The 21310-nt window shown below is 49.7% G+C and carries 21 protein-coding genes and 1 pseudogene; 10 read left to right on the top strand and 12 right to left on the bottom strand.

Features of this window, described 5'->3' with window-relative positions; genetic code table 11:
* Window positions 1-23: 23 nt before the first annotated feature.
* The 10 genes from ACYVHB_RS26390 to ACYVHB_RS26345 all read right to left on the bottom strand — a co-directional run bounded on the left by ACYVHB_RS26390 (window position 24) and on the right by ACYVHB_RS26345 (window position 8321).
* Window positions 24-497 (bottom strand): cupin domain-containing protein, encoded by a 474-nt coding sequence (locus tag ACYVHB_RS26390; RefSeq protein ID WP_461054832.1) that lies wholly within the window; start codon window positions 495-497, stop codon window positions 24-26.
* Between the two features lie 42 nt (window positions 498-539).
* Complete coding sequence (locus ACYVHB_RS26385) at window positions 540-1184, bottom strand: superoxide dismutase (protein ID WP_461054831.1); 645 nt, start codon at window positions 1182-1184, stop codon at window positions 540-542.
* A 12-nt stretch (window positions 1185-1196) separates the two neighbouring features.
* Complete coding sequence (locus tag ACYVHB_RS26380) at window positions 1197-1592, bottom strand: DUF302 domain-containing protein (RefSeq protein WP_461054829.1); 396 nt, start codon at window positions 1590-1592, stop codon at window positions 1197-1199.
* Between the two features lie 86 nt (window positions 1593-1678).
* On the bottom strand, window positions 1679-2680 hold the full coding sequence (locus ACYVHB_RS26375; protein WP_461054827.1) for a type I glyceraldehyde-3-phosphate dehydrogenase: 1002 nt from the start codon (window positions 2678-2680) through the stop codon (window positions 1679-1681).
* 75 nt (window positions 2681-2755) lie between these two features.
* The gene (locus ACYVHB_RS26370; protein ID WP_461054825.1) at window positions 2756-3553 is read right to left on the bottom strand and encodes an alpha/beta hydrolase; all 798 of its coding nucleotides are present in this window, start codon (window positions 3551-3553) and stop codon (window positions 2756-2758) included.
* Between the two features lie 570 nt (window positions 3554-4123).
* Complete coding sequence (locus ACYVHB_RS26365) at window positions 4124-5122, bottom strand: alpha/beta hydrolase (RefSeq protein ID WP_461054824.1); 999 nt, start codon at window positions 5120-5122, stop codon at window positions 4124-4126.
* Between the two features lie 78 nt (window positions 5123-5200).
* The gene (locus ACYVHB_RS26360) at window positions 5201-5593 is read right to left on the bottom strand and encodes a DUF983 domain-containing protein (protein ID WP_461054823.1); all 393 of its coding nucleotides are present in this window, start codon (window positions 5591-5593) and stop codon (window positions 5201-5203) included.
* Window positions 5594-5792: 199 nt separating this feature from the next.
* A complete protein-coding gene (locus ACYVHB_RS26355) occupies window positions 5793-7151 on the bottom strand; it encodes an FAD-dependent oxidoreductase (protein WP_461054822.1) in 1359 nt (452 codons plus the stop codon).
* 67 nt (window positions 7152-7218) lie between these two features.
* Window positions 7219-7791, bottom strand: coding sequence for a DsbA family protein (locus ACYVHB_RS26350; RefSeq protein WP_461054821.1), 573 nt, complete (start codon window positions 7789-7791; stop codon window positions 7219-7221).
* 56 nt (window positions 7792-7847) lie between these two features.
* Window positions 7848-8321 carry a nuclear transport factor 2 family protein gene (locus tag ACYVHB_RS26345; RefSeq protein ID WP_461054820.1) on the bottom strand — a complete coding sequence of 158 codons (474 nt, stop codon included), beginning with the start codon at window positions 8319-8321 and terminating at the stop codon, window positions 7848-7850.
* Window positions 8322-8906: 585 nt separating this feature from the next.
* On the opposite strand from ACYVHB_RS26345, the gene ACYVHB_RS26340 reads away from it, so the two are divergent.
* The 10 genes from ACYVHB_RS26340 (at window position 8907) to ACYVHB_RS26295 (ending at window position 18554) form a co-directional block, all read left to right on the top strand.
* The gene (locus ACYVHB_RS26340; protein ID WP_461054819.1) at window positions 8907-10106 is read left to right on the top strand and encodes a hypothetical protein; all 1200 of its coding nucleotides are present in this window, start codon (window positions 8907-8909) and stop codon (window positions 10104-10106) included.
* Window positions 10096-12078: a sigma 54-interacting transcriptional regulator gene (locus ACYVHB_RS26335; protein ID WP_461054818.1), complete on the top strand. Its 1983-nt coding sequence runs from the start codon at window positions 10096-10098 to the stop codon at window positions 12076-12078. The genes ACYVHB_RS26340 and ACYVHB_RS26335 overlap by 11 nt, the downstream gene beginning before the upstream one ends.
* Before the next feature lie 279 nt (window positions 12079-12357).
* Window positions 12358-12654 (top strand): hypothetical protein, encoded by a 297-nt coding sequence (locus ACYVHB_RS26330; RefSeq protein ID WP_461054817.1) that lies wholly within the window; start codon window positions 12358-12360, stop codon window positions 12652-12654.
* A 125-nt stretch (window positions 12655-12779) separates the two neighbouring features.
* The gene (locus tag ACYVHB_RS26325) at window positions 12780-13403 is read left to right on the top strand and encodes a porin family protein (RefSeq protein WP_461054816.1); all 624 of its coding nucleotides are present in this window, start codon (window positions 12780-12782) and stop codon (window positions 13401-13403) included.
* A 122-nt stretch (window positions 13404-13525) separates the two neighbouring features.
* Window positions 13526-14035 carry an RNA polymerase sigma factor gene (locus ACYVHB_RS26320; protein WP_461054814.1) on the top strand — a complete coding sequence of 170 codons (510 nt, stop codon included), beginning with the start codon at window positions 13526-13528 and terminating at the stop codon, window positions 14033-14035.
* Between the two features lie 32 nt (window positions 14036-14067).
* Window positions 14068-15921 (top strand): monovalent cation:proton antiporter-2 (CPA2) family protein, encoded by a 1854-nt coding sequence (locus ACYVHB_RS26315; RefSeq protein ID WP_461054812.1) that lies wholly within the window; start codon window positions 14068-14070, stop codon window positions 15919-15921.
* On the top strand, window positions 15918-16391 hold the full coding sequence (locus ACYVHB_RS26310) for a nuclear transport factor 2 family protein (RefSeq protein WP_461054811.1): 474 nt from the start codon (window positions 15918-15920) through the stop codon (window positions 16389-16391). The genes ACYVHB_RS26315 and ACYVHB_RS26310 overlap by 4 nt, the downstream gene beginning before the upstream one ends.
* A gap of 52 nt (window positions 16392-16443) precedes the next feature.
* Window positions 16444-17028: a DsbA family protein gene (locus tag ACYVHB_RS26305; RefSeq protein WP_461054810.1), complete on the top strand. Its 585-nt coding sequence runs from the start codon at window positions 16444-16446 to the stop codon at window positions 17026-17028.
* 170 nt (window positions 17029-17198) lie between these two features.
* Window positions 17199-17813, top strand: coding sequence for a sulfite oxidase-like oxidoreductase (locus ACYVHB_RS26300; protein WP_461054809.1), 615 nt, complete (start codon window positions 17199-17201; stop codon window positions 17811-17813).
* A complete protein-coding gene (locus ACYVHB_RS26295) occupies window positions 17814-18554 on the top strand; it encodes a ferredoxin reductase (protein WP_461054808.1) in 741 nt (246 codons plus the stop codon).
* 210 nt (window positions 18555-18764) lie between these two features.
* On the opposite strand, the pseudogene ACYVHB_RS26290 reads toward ACYVHB_RS26295, so the two are convergent.
* Together ACYVHB_RS26290 and ACYVHB_RS26285 are read right to left on the bottom strand one after the other, a co-directional pair.
* A pseudogene (locus tag ACYVHB_RS26290) lies at window positions 18765-19962 on the bottom strand (IS3 family transposase).
* A gap of 339 nt (window positions 19963-20301) precedes the next feature.
* The gene (locus tag ACYVHB_RS26285) at window positions 20302-21309 is read right to left on the bottom strand and encodes a class I fructose-bisphosphate aldolase (protein WP_461054807.1); all 1008 of its coding nucleotides are present in this window, start codon (window positions 21307-21309) and stop codon (window positions 20302-20304) included.
* Window position 21310: the final 1 nt, after the last annotated feature.

The following is a 21310-nucleotide window of genomic DNA, read 5'->3' as shown; positions in this document are numbered from 1 at the left end:
CCCTCGCGACTGCGGACTTTTCATTATTGTATCGGCTTTGTTTTCAACTCCGGCCGGGTACCGGGTGGCCCCAGCAGAACGTCGCCGATTTCTTCGGATAGTTTCAAAAACAAGCTCATTTCATTCGATTCGTCGGGCGGCAAGCTTCCAAAATTTCCTGGAGTACCGGCGCTACGAATCAGCTTCGCAAATCCACTAGGCGAAGCGACGGTGAGGGCTCGGTTCTCTCCATCACCCGACGCCAAAACTACGTGCGGGGTGTTTATCGGAATGAACGTATGACCGCCAGGTATTAAGGTAACTGCCCCGCTATCCGTGTAAACCGTAAATTCTCCTTCCAGGACATAGATTGCTTCCGAGTATTTGGTATGACGGTGCAAAGGCGTTTCTACCCCGGCAGCCAACCGACCATCGATCAGGTCATACCGGGAATTTGTTTGTTGCTCGTCCGTTAATATGGTGAGGTGCGTGCCGAATAACCAATACAATTGTGCCATAAAGTATTGCTTGTTTATTATTTGTAACAGATATATTCACGCTCACAACGAATGTTGGTACAGGTTTTCAACTTCGCGCCAGTTGATGTGTGGCCACCATTGCGCAGTATAATCGGCCACTCTGTTCTCGTACGTTCCGTGGTAAGCCTGCTTCCAGATATTCAGTCCCAGGATCGGTAATCCACGCTGATCGGCTGGTTCACAGTCCATCAGTGGATTTCGATGGCCAATCGTGGTAACCAATAGTAAGCGGCCGTCGCGGGATACTAGCCATATCCAGCCATTGTGCGTGATCTGATGGGCCAGGCAAATAACCTGATTTACCAATGGCTCCAAGCCACCAAACGTTGCCTGGATCGCTTCGGCAAGGATACCGGCTGGCCTGTCGCCAGCCCACGGACTCATCGTTTTCCAGAACAACGACAGATTATAATGCCCAGCCACGTAGGTTTGCAGCCCTACACCCATCGAAGACGACCGTATAAGCAACTCAGGCAACGAACATTCTGCCGGAAGCATGGCGTTGCGGAGGGCTCCGTTCAGGCCCAGCACGTAAGCAGTGTGGTACCCGTTGTAGAGTAGATCGACACTGTCCGAACTTATGAAGGGTTCCAACGCATCCAGCGCATAGGGCAAAGGCGGCAGTTCAAACGGGGCCGGTATAAATGGGGCGACAAGCTGTCTCATACTAATAAGATCTTACTCCAGATTCAACGCTTCGGCCACCAACCCATCAAGGCGTAACGCCGAAACAACCTCAACCGACACTTTGTAACGCTCTCCTATATATGTTACGTTGTTATAAGCGACCCATACTTTATTCTGCTCGTCTTCCCAGGCGATTATTTTTAACGGCAGATCGAGCGCTACGAGTGGATTCTCCAGAATCACCGGTCCACCTCCTTTCGGGTTGCCAAACAGGATGAACAGTAGGGGCCGACTGTGAAGTCCAACCTTTTGTAATTCGGCCTGCTGGTCAATGCGTGCGTACAACGTAATAGCACGTTGACGAATCAGCGATTCCAACCGATCAATCGTCTCGCGGGCCGGGAACGGACTTTGGCGAATAACAACCCCTTTAGGATTTGTACGCACTGGTTTTTCTGAGGGTAGCATACTGTATGAGCTGCAGGTAAATAACCGGTTGATGAACTCCCGTTTTCCCAGGGTCATTAGACTTCTTAAATCCGTTCGGCCATGAAGGCTGCCACGTCGGCCAACCGGTTCGAGAAGCCCCATTCATTATCGTACCAGGACGCGACCGATAGAATGTTACCTTCTTTCACGGTCAGAGGTAAATCAATAAGGGAGGAATGGGAATCATACACGATTCGGGACGAGGCCCATTCCTCTTCCAGCACATCCATGACACCCTTCAACGGCCCTTCTACGGCCGCCTGACGAAATACATCATTCACCTGCTGCACCGTACATTCCTTGTCCGTAACCAGATTCAACTCGGCAATACTACCCGTGCGGGTCGGTACGCGATAAGCCTTTCCCGTAACCTGAAGATCAGGCCAGATAAACTTCAACGCCTTGGCCGCTCCCGAAGAAGACGGAATTATATTCTCACCGGCCGCCCACGAGTCCCGCCGATCTTTCATGGGCTGGTCGGTAAGCGATTGGGAGTTGGTATACGAATGCACCGTTGAAAAGAGACCATACTTAATCCCGAAGTTTTCCAGCAACACCTTGATGGGAGCGGCCAGGGCGTTGGTTGTGCAGCTCCCCGTACTGACAATACGATGACTGGCAGGAGTAAAGTCTTCCAGGTTTATTCCCTTCAGCAGTACCGCATCACAATCGGCCAGCGTTTTACTGGGCGCGCTGATCAACACGTACTTAGCCCCGCGGTTGATATGGGCCTGTGCGCCAGGACGGGTGGTGGCCCGCCCTGTACAGTCAACCACCAAATCGACGCCAAGAGCGTCCCAATCGGGAAGTTCCTTTGTGGCATTAACGTACCGAATCTCCCGTCCACCAATGATGATCTGCGCGTCACCGCCCGAAACCGGTTCGGGCCAACGGCCGTAGTTGGTATCCACGGCAAACAGGGCCGCTAGCGTTGGGGCATCTTTTATATCCGAAATAGAGACTGGCACAAACAAATTCCTTTGGAGACCGATTCGCAGAAAATGTCTTCCAATCCGGCCAAACCCATGCAGGCCCATGCGTGTCATGATTTGAGTTGATTGAGTAGTCAGATGATCTCTACTCGAGAAGGCCTTCACGAGTAGGGTATTGAGATCTTCCGTTTAGCGTACGCTGACTTGCGTGGACAGTTTGTGGGCCGCTTCCGTGATAAACATAGCCACCTCTTTCGGATGAGACAGAATCGATACGTGACCGCTGTTGAGTTCCAGCGTTGTTGCCTTGATTCGTTTGGCCTGGTCCCGTTGCAGGACCGGATTCACCATACGATCCTGTTTGTCGATGATAACCCAGGATGGTTTGGTTTTCCAGGCGGCATTAGACACTTTGTCGCTTAACGCTTTCTTGGCCCATGGCCCCTGGGTGGCGTACACGTTCAGTCGTTCGACCGGTGATAAATCGGGTACGAAATCTTCATTCATTCCTTTCTCACTCAGATACAAAAAGCCGGAAGCATCCTCCTGAGTCTCAGCACCGCCGGGTGAATCTGGATAGCCCTTTACCACATCGACCACTGCCTGGCCGTCGTTGGGAATCAGGGCCGATATGTAGAGAAGCCCTTCTACTTTGGGATTATTACCGGCCTCTGTAATGACCATACCCGCCCACGAATGCCCGACCAGCAGTACGGGCCCTTTCATCCGGGCAATGGCCCGTTTGGTAGCCGCGACATCGTCCCTCAGAGAAGTGAGTGGCAGGTGTACCGCCGTGACGTTGAGGCCTTTGGCATGGAGCTGCGGAATCACTTTACTCCAACTGAAGCCATCAGCATACGCGCCATGGACTAAAACGACATTTTTAAGGCCGGCCGACTTAGCCTGACCCTGGGCCGGATTCCCTGAGAAGAAAGCCAGCAACAAAACCATTAGTGCGCTCGGCGCAAGTTGATTAAGACGAAACATGGTTTGACGAAATTTGGGTGAAAATGTTAGGATGGCGACCAGGACTTTAAATCGTTCAGGTTGGTACGCTTGATAGAAATATTCTGTCAGGTAACTACAGTCTCATGTTGACCTTGCTAATGAAGTGCCAAACGGCGCATCGATCACCGAAAACGCCAATAACCGCTTTGCTAGGGTGAAAAAGCTTTCTACGAATTCTTTACAAGATTTTCCGGTAGCTATTCACTCCAAGAGGATAGAGTCTTTACGTAATAGCTCCACCGTGGTAGAGTTATTACAAAGCCAAAATATGGTCAAGTGAACGACGCGCAACTGCACACCCACCAGAGCCTGCCCCAACGACTACGCAATCATGCGTGGTGTCGATTTTTTCTGGTTTCACAGTGAACTGGATTCCGTCATTTGGCTTATAACTTTATCAATTAACCATCTGTCATTCCCATTCCTGCAATACCAAACAATTATCAGCTATCTATTCTGACAGTCTGCATCCTCCCCCTAAATAATTAAGTAAAACCTGGTAGGCTCGGAAACAGATTTCGCCTAAACCTACCAGGTTTTGCAGCCGGTCTATCCCAGGTATTTTTTCAACTCAGCGGCTGCCTGATCAAACAGGGAACGGACGGGGGGTAATTCTGCCAACCCGTTCAGCAAACCAAAATCATGGATGACGCCGTTATAGCGGACCGTTGTCACTGTCACGCCCGCTTCGTCCAGCTTACGACCAAACGCTTCGCCCTCATCGCGTAGTACATCATTTTCCGCTACCTGGATTAACGTCGGTGGAAGCCCTCTAAGCTGGTCGACAGTCGCCCGCAACGGTGACGCATAGATCTGCTTCCGGTCATCCGGATCAGGAATGTACATGTCATACATCCACTTCATCAGTGGAGTCGTTAGGAAGCGATCTTCTCCAAATCGGTGGTAAGAGTCGGTTTCAAAGTCAGCATCGACGATGGGCCACATCATGATCAGCAATTTGATGTGTGGACCGCCTTTGGCCTTGGCCTGCAGGCCCGTAACCATTGTCATGTTACCGCCCACGCTGTTGCCAACAACCGCCATGTTTTTGCCATCGACCTCGATTTCATCGCCGTGATCCGCCACCCATTTCGTAGCCGCGTAAATCTCGTTAATAGCCTGTGGAAATTCGGCACCAGGGGTGCGGGTGTAATTGATAAATACCCCACAATAACCGGTCAAAACAACCAAATCCCGAACCATCCGCTGGTGGGTTGGGAAGTCACCCAATATCCAGCCGCCCCCGTGGATGAAAATAAATACGGGTAATGTACCTTTAACTCCAGCCGGGCGTACAATATCCAAAACAACATTGTACCCATCGGCGGTGATCGTTTTCTGAGAAAGCTCAATGCCCGATAAATCAACCTTCACGGCTGCCTGTGCATTAACCAGCACTAGCTTTGCCTCCGTGGGAGGAAGCTCTTCCATCGGTGGTCCGTCGCCCGAATTCAGTTCTTTCAGAAATGTTCTGACGCCAACGGAGAGATGGGGGTCTTCAGCGAAGGGTACAGGTTTAACCTGTTCCAGGGTTGCTGTGTTACTCATATGGATAATTGTTAAAGGGTGAAAAATTCAAGTAAGTAATTCATTAATAAACAACACACTACGTCCAAATCGGCCAGTTTACTCTTGTTTAGCTACAGAGCGATCTTTGTGCAAGTCAGGCTTTATGAAGATGGTCAGCCAGGTACGACGCGCTATCCGGAAAAAGTAAGGTGTTAACAAAAACAGCGTTGGAACCAGACCGATCAGGTAATAATTGACATCGACGTTTAGCCAGATAACGACAGCAAAGAAGGTGGCTAACGTCCAGATGGTGAAGAAGGCATAACTGACAAACATAGATGCCCAATAGAAACCCGGCTCAGGCATGTAGGTCAGCCCGCAGGTGTCGCAGTGCTCATGCATGTCGTCGAAATGGCGACTAAAGGCGCTGTTTGTTACGAAGAAATCACCTTCGTGACAACGGGGGCACCTGTTGAAAAAAACGCTGTAGAAACGACTGTTGTATAACATGGCAGTTCGTGCGTTATAAAAAGATCCGTTTTCTAAGTACACACACTCTAAAACATTCTAACCTTACAAAGCTGATTTCGGCATTTCGTACAGAAGGAGGCAAATCAGCCTGACTGTGGCATAAGTTGACTTACGTTTGTACGGCATACACTCGTTGGAAGTCTGGTAGATTTGGTGCCCATGCAAACTAAATGAACAGTTAGAGTTTAGCTAACAGGTCATTTAAGGCTTCACTAATAGTGGGATGGGTATAAATGTTGTCGCGAAGAATGGTATAGTCGAGGTTCGCGTGGATAGCGATCTGTACCAGGTTGATCAACTCACTGGAGTAAGCACACAGCAGGCTACATCCTAAAATCCGATTCGTTTCAGCGTCTACAACCGCTTTCAGAAGGCCTTCGGTTTGGTTAAGGATTTGAGACCGTGCATTGGCCGCTGCCGGTAACGTAGCCACGTTAATTCGATACCCTTTTGCTAAAGCTTCATGCTCACGCAAACCAACATGCGAAAAGGGTGGCGAAATGAATAGTGATGAAGCAAAATTTTTCCGATCAGACAGGGTGTATTCTTTTGGCCCCAAAAACTGACTTCTAATAATTCGGAAATCATCCAGCGATACATACGTGAATTGTGGTCCGCCATTCACGTCACCAATCGCCCAGATATGAGGAACGTTGGTTTGTAGTCGTTCATTAACCTGGATAAATCCCTTACTATCTTGTTCTACACCGGCCGCCGACAAGTTTAAACCCTCTGTATAGGGCTGTCGGCCAGTCGCTACCAGAATGGCAGAAGCGTTTACCGCTTCGGTCTCCTCCTTCTGATTCCGAAATACGACGGTATCGTGCTGAGGGTCTTCGGTTTTAATGGTTGAAACACTAGTTTCCTGTTCAATCCGAATGCCTTTAGCAGACAGAATTGACCCAATGGCATCCGCCATATCGCGATCCTCCCCCGGCAGAAAAACCGGTGATTTATCCAGTAGTGTAACGTCGGATCCAAACTGGGCGTACATGCTGGCGAACTCCAGCGCAACATACCCACCCCCAATAATCACCAACTGTTTAGGCAACTCGGTTTGCTCGATGAGGGTCGTGCTGGTGAAGACCCTTGGGTTGCGATGAATACCGGGAATTGGTGGTATACTGGCCTTGGCACCCGTATTAATTATAATTCTATCGGCTTCGATCAGCACTTCTTTACCCGTTTCACTGAGACGAACCGATACTAGATAAGAAGATAAAAAGGCAGCTTTACCGGTTATGACTGTAGCGTTTGGCGATTCGTCGACCGTGTTGTAATTAAGTTGACGAAGGGTAGCCGTTAGCCTGTTTTTCTCCTCAATAGCCTGCTTATAAGGCAATTTGGTCTCCGCACTATGAATCAGAAATTTTGTGGGGATACAGGCGATGTTAACGCAGGCTCCTCCGTACATTAACGCTGACTCTTCGACCAGGGCCACCTGCCAGGCTTTATCCGCTAAGTAAGTGGCCAGTGTTTTTCCGCCTTTTCCAAAGCCGATAATCAAGGCATCATACTTCCTTCTGATAGGCTTCATAACTGGGGAGAAAAGTAAAATTCATAACTAACGGTACTATATACACGTCAACCCTTGCTGCTGCTTATCAGAGCAAAACACTCTTCCGTTCATCTATCGACAGCTGACCTGAACCAAGTTGATGATTTATCAGTCTGCGGTGACGATTCAGGTGAAAGTGGATATATGGTACCAATCGTGACTGGGTAAGTTTGCCGTAGAATCGACACCCGTCTACGAAAAGAGTGGGCGTGTTAACCACTCCTAACTGATGACCGGCCTGCCAGTCCTGCTTAATGACAGCCTGTAAGTCATCATCTGCCAGATCATCCATGAATTGTTGCTGGTCGAACCCTAATTGAAGTGCCTGCGCTATCAGTGTACCGCAATTGATGGCGGGCAGGGTAAGCATGGCATCATACATCGGCAGAAACCGCCCCTGACGTTTAGCCGCTTCAAGGGCAAATGCCGCCAATAGCGAATCGTTATTGGCGGGATCAGGATAATGGCGGTAGTGGTACCTAACGTCACCCGTAAGCATTTTTACAACGGCATCAATCGGCTTACGGGCATGTCGGCTATGAAGAGACCCAAAATCGCCAAATTCGGTTATCGCTACGTAAGCAGCGTTAAGTGGGTACTTGTTCTGGATAGAGTTCATGGAAAACAGCGAACAACGGTGATCTATATGACAATCGTGCAATAGCAGGATGGCTGTTAATTAAGTGATAACGTGCAGGGCTTTAAACCAACGTCAGCTATTGGCTGCGATAAAATCGTGCTCCTTTTAACCTCGCCCATAAAAAACCGAATGGAGGTGATCTGACCATCGTCGATTCGATAAAAATGAGTGAAGGTAGCCGTATACCAGTTTCCATTCGTCTCTCGCTGAAACTGATACTCCCCGACAACGATGCCCCCAATCTGTGACCCGATCACACTATCAATTACTTCAATCCAGGCTGGGTACGTGTCGCTTAATTGGTCCGTATACCATTCATAAAACTCCCTGCCCTGATAGGTCCCTGTATGGGGATGAGCGTCAGCCAGTTTCCAGGTGCATTCAGGATGTAAATGCTCGTCGGCGGGGTGCCTGATCCAATCGTTCAGCAATCGAACGTGAAGATTCTCTATCAGCGTAGCGATATGAACCCCGATCAGCATACGACAAAACTTGTCTAATAAGTGCATGGCGGCTTAGTTTGGGTGAAAGACTAACTGCGCAAGGCAAAGCTGAAAATCTTGGAGCCCCCGTCCGGATTAAAAGCTGAGGATAATAATCAACGTCTTGACCCGGAAGGTCCGAAAAGTGTGCCAAACCACCCGGATATAGCTGGCACATCGCTAAAATCAAGCTATTTGATCGAAAAAGGCGCTTATTTATCGCTTTTCCCCTCTATGGTCCGCCAACCACCGTGTCCCAGAAGTCCACTGGATTGGAGTCTCCAACAAAAGGCTCCATGACTTTGGAGTGATAGAGGTATCCTGTCGCTTTTTAAGACAGTCAGGCTAGCAACTAAACGTACCAAGCACAAGGTGAAAGAAATTCCTTCTAATAAAGTACGCTCAGCACTCACCAGTTTTTATTAACTTAATATGCTGTATTTAAAGTACTTAACTTAGCATTGTAAGGAAATATTTTGTTTTCGGTATTGGTTGATTTCTTTTAAGAAATTTAAAGTCACATCCCTTTCCGCTGGTCCATGACATTGGTTATTAAGTTGCTATTGTGTCCCTACTATGAGGGACTTTCTAACAATCCGTTTCTTGGGAAGTATGCTTGGGTTAATCTTGTTATCGTTTAAAGCCAGGACACAGCCAAACCCGTTAACCGCAGTCGATAGTCTGAGGCAGGAACTTCGGACTTCCTGGATCGACATCAACCAGGTGCCGGTCCTTCTTAAATTGAGCGCTTACTACCTTAACAAAACCCTAAATCCTGAGCATGATCTGGATAGTGCTCTGGTGTTCGCCAAGCAGGCCGGGGAGCTAAGCCATCGGCTTATATTGGCGAAGGGCCAGGTTGATGCCATTTTCCTGCAAGGAGAAATTTATGGTAAACAACAGAAAATCGGCACCGCCCTGCGCTTAGTAAAAAGCCTGAGTGATACCAGTCGCGTCAAGCTGTTACTGGAACTGGGAAAGAATAAGCTCCGCCCAACGTTTACTCAGAGGGCGAATCGGGCTGGCGCAATCGCATTTTTTCGCCAGCCCGAAACGCTCAGCGAAGGCATTGGCAATCAAAAATGGCAGGAAGAAAGCCAGTGCCTGATCGGGATTGGCTTTCTGCTTGGCAAGGATTGGGCGCGAGCCAAAGCCTACTTCATGCAGGTGATCGAAGCTCGCCAACAGGCAGGCGACAAAGCCGGTGAAATAAAGGCCTTGCTGAGAATGGCAACCACAACCTTCTGTGATGACTGCCGGAAAAACAGGAACGCTCTACTCAGAGTACTGGCCCTTTCCCGTCAAATCGGTGATCAGTCCCAGGAAATGCTCATTCTGATAGAAATGGGTTATGAACATTTTCAATTAGATAGAGGGAGCACCGGGCAGGCCAAGCAAAAAGCGCTACAGGTACTGGGCATTCAAAAAGCCATCGGTTTCAGGCCCCTGACCCGGGCTTGTCGGACACTGGCCGAGGAGAGTGTTTACAAGCTGCCCGGCGAATACGGCTATTTATCCAACGCCTACTTCTTCATGTCTGACTTAAGTCAGGCTAAAGGCGATTTAAATCAAGAATTATTTTACGTCCTTGAGGTCGTCAAAAGTATAGAGAGCAGTGAGCTACCCGAGGAACTGGAATTGGCCTATTTTAAGCTGGAAAACGCTTATTATGAGTTAGGAATGTTTGATAGAAGTAGTGAGCAATTGGGCGGGGTATTAGCGATTAGCAGTGGCCTTGGACCAACGATCACGTTAGCTTTTGGCAATGAGCAACTAAATCTAACTTCTACCAGCACCGATTATGCCTATTGATACAACTAATCCCCAGCGACTTACGCAAACCATCCTGATTGTAGAAGACGAGTTTGCCGTAGCCAACGATCTGCGTCTTATTCTGGAAAGAGCAGGCTACTTAGTCAGTGGTATTGCGCTATCGGTGGCCAAAGCGTTGGAAATCAATCGCCTGCAACGGCCAGATTTGGTATTGCTCGATATTCACTTGAAGGGGGCCGAAACGGGGATTGATCTGGCCCATCAGCTTAGTGAAGACAATATTCCATTTGTGTATTTATCAGCCAACACCAACGCCAGTATTCTGGAAGAAGCAAAAGCGACCAAACCCTATGGTTTTCTGGTTAAGCCCTTCCGGGAAAAAGACGTGCTGGTAGCTCTGGAGATTGCCCATTACCGCCACGCCCACAGCCTTGAAGTCCAGGTACGGCAGGAACAGGCGTTGCAGATCGCTATCACGGACGCCCTTTCGGAGGAGGGAGACTGGGAAGAGCGACTGTTGAAGGTAGCCCAGCTTTTCCAACCCTACATACCCTTCGACTACTTTATCATAGGACTGGAGAAAGAAATGGCTCTGAACACGTTTCGTTCCTGTAGTTTCTTTCGGGTGGGTCAGGAAGAATATCAAACGATTCGACCGGATACTTTTTTGCAAATGACCGGCCTGACATTGGATAAGTATCACCAGATCCGTGCGCAATCGGGCTTTGACCGGTTAGCCATTTACAACGGGGATGACTTCGAGGCAATCTGCCGCCAGAATCCATTAAGACAGCTCATTGCCAAAACCTTCCGGCTACAGTCCAACCTGACCATGCTCATCAGGACAGCCCATAATGGTGATTTTTATCTCTCCTTCTTCAGCCGTCAGCCGGATACGTACCAACCTCACCATTTAACGTTACTTCAGCGCCTGCAATCCTCCCTGACTTTAACGGTGGACCGGTTGATGGCTTTTGACAAGATCGAACAACTCAGCGAGCAACTGCGCCGGGAGAATACCTACCTGCAGGAAGAAGTAAAGACGGGGGCTAATTTTGAAGAAATTATTGGCACAAGCCCGGCTTTACGGAGCGTATTTAAGAGCATAGAACAAGTTGCTCCCACCGACTACACGGTGTTAATTCAGGGGGAGACCGGTACCGGCAAAGAACTGATTGCCCGTGCTGTTCATAACCGCTCGACACGCCGGACGAAAGCCCTGATCAAGCTCAACTGTGCGGCATTACCCACTAATCTGATCGAATCCGAATTGTTTGGCCATGAAAAAGGCGCTTTTACGGGCGCGACTGACAAGCGGATCGGTAAGTTTGAACTGGCCAATGGTGGTACGATCTTTCTGGATGAAATCGGCGAGTTACCCCTGGAACTGCAACCTAAACTCCTTCGAGTTCTGCAGGAAAAAGAGATTGAACGCGTTGGTGGCAAGGGACCCATTGCCTGTGATGTACGGGTGATTGCCGCCACCAACCGTAATCTGCAGCAGGAGGCCGCTGCCGGGCATTTTCGCCAGGACCTTTACTATCGTTTAAACGTATTTCCCATTAATCTGCCTCCGTTACGGGAACGGAAGGAGGATTTGACCCTGCTGAGTACCTACTTTCTACAAAAGATTGCTAAAAAGCTGGGTAAGAAGCTAACCGGTCTTTCGGAAGCTACATGGGAGCAGATGAATGAATATCACTGGCCGGGTAATATTCGTGAGTTAGAGCACTTGCTGGAGCGGGCTGCTATTATGAGCACTACCCCTGAGGTCTCCCTAATCGAACCTCTGGCCGCCAACTTAAAACCGGCTCTATCGCCCACATCGCCCAACCAGTCCGTTATTCTTGTTAAGCCATTTGATCAGGCCGAGCGGGATAATATTCTGGTAGCTTTGAAACTGGCCAACTACCGAATCCGTGGCAAAGGCGGAGCCGCTGAACTATTAAATATCAAGCCTACTACCCTGGAAGCCAAGATGGTGAGGATGGATATCAAACGGAATGAATAGAGCTGCCCGATAGACGTGTCTGCCCGTTTTCAGGCACTCTCATTAGCAGCCTCGCCTGGTTGGTCTCCAAATTAGTTGACTAATCCTGTCCAATATTTCGTCTGATTTTGGAGGATTTAAGAATCCGGCCCTCGTAGGTCAATAATTAATTTTTTCGTATACTACTGATACACAGCGAATTCGTATAATAGCCGTTTCTTCTTCGGTGTTGGTATGCCAATTGGTAATATAGTCGGTACCCAGGTATGGGGGGTGTTTTTTTAAAATCCCACTTGCGTTATGGAACAGACTCTACTATCAACCGATGCGGTTAGGCATGCCTTGGACGGACAGCGTTTTTCCGGGAGCGTAGTTAAGATGGCTCGTGAATTCGTGTCTACTCTTTACAAGAAAAATGGGTCAGGTAACCATTACTATCACACGTACATACGGGCGCATGAAATCGTCGGAGCCTGTAAGAAAATAGCCCGGAGCACTGGCTTGACCGATGCAGAGCGGGAAATCCTGTTACTGGCGGCCTGGTTTATCGACAGTGGTCATATCACAACGGATCAGGAGCCTAAGACTACTACCTGATCGCCGGCGCGTCCATTACTGAATGAATGATCCGGCTTAACTGATCTTTCCCAGACAGTGGTGTTTGCAGACGGCTATCGTTCGTCCATAACATCCTTGCTTTAAACAATAAACAACAAATAACCATGAACAAATTTGTATGCACTGTTCTGCTGCTCACCGGATTAGTGAGCAGCACGTGGGCGCAGGTCGCATTGGTTCCCAAAGCCGGTCTAAACCTGGCCCGTATCGCCTTCGACCAGGCGGACAACAAAGATACCCGCTCACGAGGGGTATTTGTGGGTGGCGTCGGTCTCCTGATCGGCTCGCCGTTCAGTGTCTTTTCGCTGCAACCTGAAGTGCTGTTTACGCAGAAAGGCTATCAACGCGCCAAGAACGATCGAATGACGGTGAACTACATCGAGATTCCGGTGATGGGCCGTTTGAGCGTAGGCAGTAAGCAAACCCGAGTCTACGTTGGAGCTGGTCCCTCTTACGGCTATGCTGTAGGTGGTAAGAACCGGGGAACCGACGGAAAAGACGTCAAGCTGAAATTTGGCGACGGAAAGAATGAAGTGCAACGCTCGGACTGGGGCCTGCAATTTGGGTTAGGGCTTACCCAACGGCTGGGTTACGGTGCCCTACAGGTCGAAGGCCGCTATGGGCTGGGATTATCGAACATCAACCCGTCAGAGTCGCACAACCGCGTCATCTCCTTTACCGTCGGCTACGCTATCCCAATCAGCCGTCGGTTACGATCTGATTTATAGGCGTCGATGCGCCAGCTGCGGCCCCCTGTCTGTGGAAAGGCTTTATACCGTTGTTGCCATCTACCGCCCTGACCCCATTCGCGAATCGGTTATCCTCATTGCAATGCCAAGCAAATAACGCCATGATAACGAACGACATACACGCCGATTTTACCTGTCAGATCAACCAGATTATGGGTAAGCTGCACCAGTACGCCCTACAGATTACCAAAGACGCTGAAGACGCCAACGACCTGGTGCAGGAAACCCTGTTAAAAGCCTATAGATACTGGCATAAATTCAAGCCTGGCACTAACCTGAAGGCCTGGCTATTTACCATCATGCACAACACCTTCATGACGCAGTGTGGCCGGGTAAAGCGCGAACGCCGGATACTGGTTCAAACGTCTTTTCGGGAGTTAGGAAACTTAACAGGCGGTGCCTTACACAATGGAGCCATTAGCCAGTCCGTGCTGGACGACATCCGGGCGGCTACGGCTCAATTGACGGATGTATACCGCGAACCCTTGCAACTACACCTGGATGGTTTTAAGTACTACGAAATTGCCCGCCAGCTCTCCATTCCATTGGGTACTGTGAAAAACCGGATTTTTATCGCCCGTAAAGAGTTGCAGCGCCGATTACAACCCTAATCTAACTGGTTCACTTATTCTGACTTTTTACCATGCAGGAATCATTTTTCTTTCAGGCGATGGTCTTTCTGGCCGCAGCCGTCATCATGGTTCCGATCGCCAAGAAGGCTGGCCTGGGCTCTGCGTTGGGCTATCTGCTCGCTGGCATACTCGTTGGCCCCGCCTGTTTAGCCATTGTTGCCCACGACGGGGCTGCTATCATGCAGGTAGCGGAATTTGGCGTGGTGATGTTGCTGTTTGTTGTCGGGCTTGAATTAGAGCCTTCCCGTTTGTGGCGGCTACGCAAAGCCATCGTGGGTATGGGTGGGCTACAAATCGCCGTTACGTCGGGAGTCTTAGCCGGGCTAGCCCTTCCGCTGGGGGTTGGAGAAAAGCCCGCCCTAGTCGTGGGATTGACGCTATCGCTATCGTCGACAGCCCTCTCGCTGCAATGGCTCAACGAAAAAGGGTTGATCTCGACCCCCGCCGGACAGAGCTCTTTTGCTGTGCTGCTATTTCAGGACATAGCCGTCATTCCGATGCTGGCCTTGTTCCCACTGCTGGCCAATAGGCCAACCAACAGTGCTGATCATACGGCTGTGATGCAGTCGCTACCGGACTGGGTTCAGCCCTTAGCTGCTTTAGGGGCTGTAGGGGTAATCATCCTCGTTGGACGCTATTTGATACCGCCCCTGTTTCGCATCATTGCCAGGACCAGAATCCGGGAATTATTTACGGCCACAGCACTACTGATTGTCGTCAGCATTACGGTATTGATGACAACGGTTGGTTTAAGTCCCGAGTTAGGAGCGTTTCTGGCAGGCGTAATTCTGGCTAATAGCGAATATCGTCACGAACTGGAGAGTGATATAGATCCTTTCAAAGGCTTGCTACTGGGTTTGTTTTTTATGGTTGTCGGGGCTTCTATCGATTTCCCATTGGTCCTGGCCAATCCCATACTCGTCTTTGGCTTAACGTTGGGCATAATGGTCTGCAAATTCCTGGTGCTGTTTGGGTTAGGTAAAATTTTCCGATTACCCATCGCCCAGAATTTTACGTTCAGTTTAGGTTTGTGCCAAGTCGGTGAGTTCTCGATTGTGTTGTTAATTTTTTCTACCAAAGCGGGTATTCTGACACAGGAACTAACCGGCATTTTAACTGCCGTAGTGGCTTTTAGCATGGCCATTATGCCTTTGGCTATGCTTTTTAACGAGAAAATTCTGCTTCCCAGGGAAGTATTCATAGAAGCGGACGATAAAGAAAGTGATGTAGAAGCCCAGGACAACCCAGTCATCATTGCCGGTTACGGCCATTTTGGCCACACGGTTGGGCGCTTTCTTCAGGCAAATAACATAGGGACGACGGTGCTGGATAGCAACAGCGACAATGTAAACTGGCTGCGTCGATTAGGCCTGAACGTTTATTATGGCGATGCCTGCCGACACGAAATACTGGAAATTGCCGGGGCTGCTAAAGCTAAAATCATTGTCATTGCGATCGACGACGCAAAAAAACGCCTTGAATTGATCGAAACAATTAAACGCTATTTTCCTGATCTGCACATTCTGGTTCGTTCCACTAACCGCTACGATGCGTACGACTTGATGAATGCAGGTATGCTGCACATTTATCGGGAAACGCTGGATACTTGTTTGCGACTCGGGATTGACGCCATGACTCTTCTAGGACGCGAGACTACGGAAGCCGCGCAGGCAGCCAGCACATTTTTTGTTCATGATGAGCGGACCTTAAAACGGTTATCGGTCATTCGTAACCAAGACGAATACGTCAACGTAGTCCGCGAAAGTACGGCAGAGCTACAGCGGCTGATGCAGGCTGACCTCATCGCGCCCGAACTACCTGGTAACGGCCGAAGTACAGTACTCACTTACCAACCATTGCTATGACCCTGTTAGCTCACTTTCTCCGCAGGCTGTTCAGCCCGCCCGTCGTTTCGTCCGTCGAAAACCGGCATGCTCATCTAATAAACGCCTGGATATTACAGGCGGATCAATCGCTCATTCACCCCAACTGTGTCTGGAAACTGGCCAATGGACACCCTTGCGAGGGTATCCACCAGGGTTCGGATTTTTACGATCACTATATTCCGGAAATCGACCGCACGTATTCGGCCTGGCACGAAGTTGTCAACGAAGTAATTGGCACTCCGATTGGCGGTATTGTGGTTGGCGAATACCAATTTCGGCGACAGCCCAATGGGCTTTGGTATACCGCGCCATTTACCCATTTTTACCGGATTCATGAAGGGCAGATTGTCGGTGTGCGCTATTACATAGGCGACGTCCATATGCACTTGAGCGGTTCTCAGCAACTCACTGAATTATCGACATTAATGGCTTTTCACTCACTCAACTGACGTTTCTGTTTAACCAATTACTGTCTTCTCATCTTAGTTACTACGCTCCTCTATGAATTTACTGCCTAACGATATTCCTGTCAACCCGGGATCGACGGTGGATGCTGTTGACTTGGTCGAATACGTTGACTTTACCTGCCCGCGATGTCGTCAATCCAGGGAGGTTGTCAACACGGTTTTAAACACCTTTAAGGGCCAAATCACCTACACCTTTCACTACTTTCCGAAGTACCGCAGTGAACTTTCCCTCTTAGCCGCGTTAGCCACTGAAGCCGCTCGTCGGCAAGGGCAATTCTGGCCCATGTATCATGCGTTGTTTAAACAGTCGCCCGTCAACCAGGCAGCCTTGTCCACGCTGGCAACTTGCCTTGGCCTGAACCACAATCGATTTGTGAATGATCTGGCCGATGAGCAGATACGCCATTGCATTGAGGCCGACCAGCAGGAAGGATATCGACTTGGGGTAACCAAAACACCGGCTCTGTTTGTGGCTGGACAGCAGTTTCATGGAAAACTAACGCAGTCTCGTTTATTTCCAATCATTCGTTCCCATCTTGCTCAATACGCCCGACATGTTCTAAGTACCGTTGATTTACATAGCGGGACTATTTATTGGGGTAAAGGGGAGTGGGTATAAGTCGTTGTTATGAAGTAAACATAACTCCTTTACTATTTACCTGAACGACTCATGAAAACAAGCATTGGTATTTCACCCGAAAGATGCTTCGGACTCATTTTAACCAGCAAAATGATTATTTAGCTCGCAGATGTGATCAAACCGTTCACTCATTCTAAACTTAACGCGGTATGGCATCCTTTTTCAATCGTGGCTTTGGGCGCAAACACTCTGACCTCAACGCCGATCGAATTCCACCCGGCCAGTACGAAACCAATGATTGGCCCGTGCTGACGGCTGGTCCCACACCCCGACTTCCCTTAGCTACCTGGACATTCTCCCTCGATGGGCTGGTCGAATCGCCCGTTCAGTGGTCCTGGGAACAGTTTAACGCTTTACCTCAGCAGTCATTTACCAACGACATTCACTGCGTAACGAAGTGGTCGAAACTTGATACCCACTGGCGGGGTGTCAGTGTGGAAATGTTGCTGGAGCACGTTACGCTGAAACCCGAAGTTCGGTACGTAATGGCGTATTCCTACGGGGATTATTCAACCAATATTCCTATGGAAGACCTCCGGCAGGGCAAGGCTTTTATTGGACTACAGTTTGAGGAAAAACCGCTGGCCCCTGAGCATGGCGGTCCAGCCCGATTGGTCGTGCCACACCTGTACTTTTGGAAAAGTGCCAAGTGGATCAAAGGGCTACGATTTATGGATCATGACCAGCCCGGTTTCTGGGAGCAGGGTGGCTACAGCATGTATGGAAATCCCTGGACGGAACAACGTTACCGAAGCGACGATTAGATGGCATCTTTCCAATGGCAGTTAGGCACGGTTACGGCTATCATCCAGGAAACGCCCCGGGTCAAAACATTTAGACTCCACCTCCCACATTGGATACCTCATCTGCCGGGGCAGCATTATGACTTACGCCTGACGGCTGAAGACGGCTACCAGGCCGAGCGCAGTTATTCAATTGCTTCGGCCCCAGAACAAACGGGAATCATTGACTTGGCTGTTGAACGAATAGACGATGGCGAAATATCGAGTTATTTACACGAAGGGGTGGATTTGGGTGATTTACTGGAAGTTCGTGGCCCTATTGGGGGGTACTTTGTCTGGCGAGATGAAATGATGCGCCGACCGTCGTTATTAGTCGGAGGTGGGTCAGGTGTGGTGCCTTTGATGGCTATCCTACGGCATCGGTTCCTGATCGGAGCAACGAATCCTACCCGATTGCTGTATAGTGTGCGAACGGCCGAAGAAATCATCTACCGCACCGAATTAGAACATCTGGCCAGCCAGGACGCAAGTTTCACACTGGCCATGACCTTAACCCGACAAGTACCCGCTGATTGGCAGGGATACCACCGCCGAATTGACCGACCTATACTACAGGATGCAGTTGATTCCTTAAAAGAGCTGCCCGTTTGTTTTATCTGTGGTCCTACGCAATTGGTAGAATTTGTAGCTAATGAGCTCGCCGCTATGGAGCTTCCTCCATTAGACATTTATACAGAACGATTTGGCCCAAACGGTAGCTAAAAGCTAAGGCGTCGCTAACCTATAGATTCTTATAAACAGACGTATAGACGTAGACGTACTGGCAAAATGTAGTGTTTTCATCCGTACAGTAGTGCTCAGCGGTATTCAGACAAGAAATAAATCGAACCCCCCTTGTCCTTACCCCCTTTAATGAGCCGGTTTTGACTGGAGTTTAAGCCGCCTTTGACCTCCCCCCAAATACTGGACCGCTCAAAGATTGAGGATCGGACGTTCATTTGTCTTCCTTTCTTTCCCCTTTCCAACCTCATCTGGCCGGTCCGCCGGTGCGGTTAGCCCATCCAGCGAACTGTGAGGCCGAAAACTGTTATATTCTTGTCCGCACCGGCGGCCCGGGCCAATGTTCAATCTTTTCACGGGCATCGTCCAGTGATAGGAACCAATGAGCGTTCAAACACTCATCCCGGAAACTCCCGTTAAATGATTCAATGAACGGCGGTCCGCCGATGCGGTTGTCAGTCGGTTTACCTGGCCGGGAGAAGTCCAGTGTCACCCCGTTATCGTAAGCCCACAGATCGAGTGCCTTCGAAATAAACTCACTGCCGTTATCTACCGCTCAGGCGGCCCTGTTGAATGCGTTCCGGCACAGCCAAATCTACCACTTTTAGATGATTCATTACTGCTACCACATCTTCCCCTTTTAACGATTGGCCAACGTGGATGGCAACGCACTGACGGCTAAAATTATCGACTACAGTTAAGGCTCGGATTTTTCGTCCGTCAAACAACTGATCAGCCACGAAGTCCATGCTCCAGCACTGGTAGATAGTAGAGAGTTCAGGCCGATCCAGTCGATGAGCCGCCGTTCGGTTGCGTCGTGGCCGCTTACTGCGCAAATTCAGTCCTTCCAGGCGATACAGACGGTGTACTCGCTTGTGGTTATCCCGCCAGCCCTCCCTCCGAAGTAAGGTAAAAATGCGTTGACAGCCGTAACGGACTCTGGTTTGGGCAATCTCCCGAATCCGTTTTCGTAGCACTGAGTCATCCCGGCGTCGAGCTTTGTAATGCTAGGTGGAGCGACCCAACAACACTACCGCACAAGCCCTGCGATTTGACACTTGATAATCACTCATCAGGCTCTGGGCCAGCCCTCGGCGTTGAGCTGGCCTCAGAGCTTTTTTTTGATCACATCCTGAAGCATCTGTTTATCCAGGCTTAGATCGGCGACCAATTGCTTTAATTGCTGGTTCTCCTCTTCAAGTTGGCGGAGCCGCCGAAGCTCGGGAACGCCCAGACCGCCATACTTCTTTTTCCAGTTGTAGAAGCGGTCCGCCGCTGCGGGGGCTTCGCTGATGCCCATCTTGCGGCAAACCTCAGCAACGACGGTTCCGGTGTCGGCTTGACGAAGGGCAAAAACGATCTGCGCTTCGGTGAATTTTGTCTTTTTCATAAGCGATTATTGGTTGTTGAATTACCGAAAAATCGCCCAGATTCTCTACTTTAGACTGGTCCAGTTTAGCGGGGGGAGGTCAAATACTGTATGGGTAAGTAAATGATCAATTCACTTATTTCTGGACAGAAAAGTCAGTTTTATTTTAACTGAATCATCATGAACACCATTAATTCAGCCTCTGCTTTTGAGAATGGCCGATCTTTCATCATCGAAACCTGTGTCGGCTCCATGTGGGACGAGGTATTGGCCCAGCGTCACTTCAGGTGAATTTTGGTAGTTTTCTATCTTAAGTGAGAATGCACAGGTCTTGGTTCTGAGCATCATGCTACGAAACGGTTATTGAATTATACACCCCTGCCGGGCGGCACGATTACGACTTGCCCAATAAACCAAGGCCTGTTGGGCAGCGTCTATGTTCGCGTCTTGATTGTTCCAGATACTCAGCACGGGTTGCTGAATGGCCCTACTGAACGAAAAAGTCAACGCCCAGGGTAATCGCCCCTTAAATCGACTGTTCATCGCATTCAGATGGCTGGTCGCCAGTTCGGACGATTGGCCGCCCGACAGAAATGCGATGCCCGCCACCGCAGCGGGCACCGTTCTCAATAAACACGTCACGGTCGCATCGGCAACCTGATTTATAGTAGGCAGTTCGGGATAATCTTTCCCCGCCACTACCATGTTAGGCTTCAGCAACATGCCCTCCAGTCTAACGCCCTGTGTATATAACTGGGCAAAAAGCATTCTTAGCACCCCTTCGGTCACCGCAAAACAACGCTCCTGTGTATGGTTGCCATCCATCAGGACTTCCGGCTCTACAATGGGTACCAGTCCAGCCTCCTGACACAATGCGGCATAGCGGGCCAGCGCATGAACGTTAGCTTCTGTACAGGCTCTCGTTGGCAGGCCTTCGCCAATGAAAAATACAGCCCGCCACTTGGCAAAACGGGCACCCAACCGAGCATATCCGGCCAGTCGTTCGCGGAGTCCGTCCAATCCTTCGGTGATTTTTTCTGCCGGAAAACCCGCCAGATCCTTAGCCCCCAGATCGACTTTAATTCCTGTAATGATGCCTTCCCGGCCCAGAACATCGACAAATGAAGTACCGGCCAGTGTACGCTGCCGAATAGTTTCGTCGTACAAAATGGCTCCGCTAATACTTTCACCCAAACGGACTGTTGTGACCAGTAACTCCCGGTAGGCCCGTCGGGTCTCTGAGGTCTGGGGAATACCTAGTTCCGCGAATCGCCGGTTAGCGGTCGATGGGCTTTCGTCCATCGCCAGCAGGCCCTTGTTGTCAGCGACGAGGGCTCTGGCTGTTTCGATTAATACGGGTATATTCATC

This window comes from Spirosoma arcticum (genome assembly GCF_054779955.1).
The sequence above is the reverse complement of the archived record's forward strand: the minus strand, read 5'-3'. Positions and strand labels throughout refer to the sequence as shown.

Bases quoted from the DNA above. Each gene is read 5' to 3' on its own strand.
- ACYVHB_RS26295 (WP_461054808.1), top strand. From the start codon at position 17,814: ATGGCATCTTTCCAATGGCAGTTAGGCACGGTTACGGCTATCATCCAG.
- ACYVHB_RS26315 (WP_461054812.1), top strand. From the start codon at position 14,068: ATGCAGGAATCATTTTTCTTTCAGGCGATGGTCTTTCTGGCCGCAGCC.
- ACYVHB_RS26350 (WP_461054821.1), bottom strand. From the start codon at position 7,791: ATGAACTCTATCCAGAACAAGTACCCACTTAACGCTGCTTACGTAGCG.
- ACYVHB_RS26310 (WP_461054811.1), top strand. From the start codon at position 15,918: ATGACCCTGTTAGCTCACTTTCTCCGCAGGCTGTTCAGCCCGCCCGTC.
- ACYVHB_RS26370 (WP_461054825.1), bottom strand. From the start codon at position 3,553: ATGTTTCGTCTTAATCAACTTGCGCCGAGCGCACTAATGGTTTTGTTG.
- ACYVHB_RS26390 (WP_461054832.1), bottom strand. From the start codon at position 497: ATGGCACAATTGTATTGGTTATTCGGCACGCACCTCACCATATTAACG.
- ACYVHB_RS26385 (WP_461054831.1), bottom strand. From the start codon at position 1,184: ATGAGACAGCTTGTCGCCCCATTTATACCGGCCCCGTTTGAACTGCCG.
- ACYVHB_RS26340 (WP_461054819.1), top strand. From the start codon at position 8,907: ATGCTTGGGTTAATCTTGTTATCGTTTAAAGCCAGGACACAGCCAAAC.
- ACYVHB_RS26285 (WP_461054807.1), bottom strand. From the start codon at position 21,309: ATGAATATACCCGTATTAATCGAAACAGCCAGAGCCCTCGTCGCTGAC.
- ACYVHB_RS26330 (WP_461054817.1), top strand. From the start codon at position 12,358: ATGGAACAGACTCTACTATCAACCGATGCGGTTAGGCATGCCTTGGAC.
- ACYVHB_RS26305 (WP_461054810.1), top strand. From the start codon at position 16,444: ATGAATTTACTGCCTAACGATATTCCTGTCAACCCGGGATCGACGGTG.
- ACYVHB_RS26365 (WP_461054824.1), bottom strand. From the start codon at position 5,122: ATGAGTAACACAGCAACCCTGGAACAGGTTAAACCTGTACCCTTCGCT.
- ACYVHB_RS26325 (WP_461054816.1), top strand. From the start codon at position 12,780: ATGAACAAATTTGTATGCACTGTTCTGCTGCTCACCGGATTAGTGAGC.
- ACYVHB_RS26320 (WP_461054814.1), top strand. From the start codon at position 13,526: ATGATAACGAACGACATACACGCCGATTTTACCTGTCAGATCAACCAG.
- ACYVHB_RS26355 (WP_461054822.1), bottom strand. From the start codon at position 7,151: ATGAAGCCTATCAGAAGGAAGTATGATGCCTTGATTATCGGCTTTGGA.
- ACYVHB_RS26375 (WP_461054827.1), bottom strand. From the start codon at position 2,680: ATGACACGCATGGGCCTGCATGGGTTTGGCCGGATTGGAAGACATTTT.
- ACYVHB_RS26335 (WP_461054818.1), top strand. From the start codon at position 10,096: ATGCCTATTGATACAACTAATCCCCAGCGACTTACGCAAACCATCCTG.
- ACYVHB_RS26345 (WP_461054820.1), bottom strand. From the start codon at position 8,321: ATGCACTTATTAGACAAGTTTTGTCGTATGCTGATCGGGGTTCATATC.
- ACYVHB_RS26360 (WP_461054823.1), bottom strand. From the start codon at position 5,593: ATGTTATACAACAGTCGTTTCTACAGCGTTTTTTTCAACAGGTGCCCC.
- ACYVHB_RS26300 (WP_461054809.1), top strand. From the start codon at position 17,199: ATGGCATCCTTTTTCAATCGTGGCTTTGGGCGCAAACACTCTGACCTC.